This window comes from Methylobacterium sp. 22177, assembly GCF_052045615.1.
Taxonomy (GTDB): Bacteria; Pseudomonadota; Alphaproteobacteria; order Rhizobiales; family Beijerinckiaceae; genus Methylobacterium; species Methylobacterium radiotolerans.
In genome coordinates, this window is sequence record NZ_JBQEPK010000111.1 from 1 (window position 1) to 1813 (window position 1813).

The following is a 1813-nucleotide window of genomic DNA, read 5'->3' on the forward strand; positions in this document are numbered from 1 at the left end:
GCCTGCAGGAGGTCGGACACCTCGTCGCGACCGGTCACGGCCACGTCCCGGGTCAGGTCGCCGGCGGCCACGCTCTGGGCGGCGGAGACCGCCTTTGACAGGCCGCGGGAGATCGTGATCGCCATCCAGAGCGCCATGGCGATGCCGAGAACAACGGCACCGGTCACGACGGCGATCATGATCGTGCGGGTCGACTCGAAGGCGGTCTGGGTGCTCTGCACGAAGCCGTTCGCTACGCTCTCCTCGTAGGTGCGCAGCTTGGCCACGTCCTCGACCACCGCCTTGCGGGCGTCGGTGAACGGGCCGACGTAATACTGGAGTGCCTTGGCGTCCGTGTTCGCCAGTCCGAAGGCGAAGACTTTCTCGGCCGAGGGCGTCCAGGCCTTCACGGCGGCGTTAAGCGCGTTGACGGCATCGATCAGCACGGTTCCGCGCGACGTCTCGGTGAACTTGGCGAGATCGCGCTCGAGCACCCTCAAGGTTTCCTTGAACTCGCCGGCGATCTTCGCGAGCAGCGCGTCGTCTGTGATCACGATCTCGCGGTAGATCTCGCCGCGCAGACGGACCATCTTGAGTTCGATGACGTTGATCTGAGTCCGGTCCTCGATCGAGAGGTCGGGGCGCGCCTTGATGTCATCGATCCTGGCCATTACCGCCGTGAAGGCAGTCAGCTGCTCGCCGGTGGCAAGTGCGTTGGCGGTGTTGTTGCCGTTCTGGACGGCGAACTCCATGCCTTTGGTCACCGCCTCGCTGAGCTTCGACCAGTCATCACGCAAGGGCTGAATGCGGGCGCGATCATCCGGCGGCACAAGATCGGTGTAGTCTTTCAGGACGGCCTGGAACTTGGCGTCGTGCGCCCGGAAATCGGCGAACAGCTTCTCGCGGGCCGCGTTGGTCGGTTCCAGCATCGACCGCGCGAACATGCGCGCGGCATCGAAGGACATCGACTCGAAGCGCAGGACGCGCTGGACCTGGGTGAACGGACGGGCCGCGAAGGCCTGCATCCGATCGTTGGAACCGCTCAGGCTCGATACGGCGAGGTAGCCGGCACCGCCCAGGAGCAGCAGGACCACCCCGAAGGCGATCCCGAGCTTGGCCTTGATTGTAAAACGCATCGTACTCCCCCTACACATGCACAGGATTTCGAAAGGACTGCAACAGGGTCTCGACAGGACCGCGACAGGACTTCAGTTGAGGATCTGCTCGAGTTCGGGGACGATGATGAACTCGTCTCCCGCCTTGACGATCGCGCGGATGTACTCGGGCCGCCACGTCGTCCCGACCGGCGGCACCGCCTCGCAGTCGGCCGGGTCGACCTCGGTGACCGCGAACACCTTGTCGGCCACCAGCGCGACCACGACCGGATCGCCCCCCACTGCAACCTCCAGGACCAGGAAGCGCGTGTCCGGGCTGTCCGCCGCCGCCGGCATCCCGAACCGCTCGCGGATGTCGGCCAGGGGGATGACGTTGCCGCGCACGTTCACGATCCGGTCGATATGCGGCCGCGCCCCCGCCACCCGCGTCGCCGGGATCGGGTCGATGATCTCGCGCACCATCCCGGCATCCAGCGCGAAGCTCTCCGTGCCGATCCGGAACATCACCACCTGCTGGCCGCCCCGCGACCCCGCCTGCGGTCCGGTTCCGAGAGAACCGCTCGTCACGCCGTCGCTCATCACGCCACCTCCTGATACGCGCGCGCGCTCTCGCCGCCGCCGCCGCCCACGAGCCGGCCGACATCGATGATCAGCGCCGCCGTGCCGTCGCCCAGGATCGTCGCCCCCGAGAACGTCGCCACGTCCGCGTGCAGCTTCGA

General features: G+C 66.8%; 2 protein-coding genes. Both read right to left on the bottom strand.

Annotation, left to right across the window (positions count from 1 at the left end; genetic code table 11):
* Window positions 1-1115 (bottom strand): MCP four helix bundle domain-containing protein (locus tag ACTJK8_RS32255; RefSeq protein ID WP_440763202.1); only part of this gene is annotated, 1115 nt, incomplete at its 3' end.
* 72 nt (window positions 1116-1187) lie between these two features.
* Complete coding sequence (locus ACTJK8_RS32260) at window positions 1188-1673, bottom strand: chemotaxis protein CheW (RefSeq protein WP_440763203.1); 486 nt, start codon at window positions 1671-1673, stop codon at window positions 1188-1190.
* Between the last annotated feature and the right edge of the window lie 140 nt (window positions 1674-1813).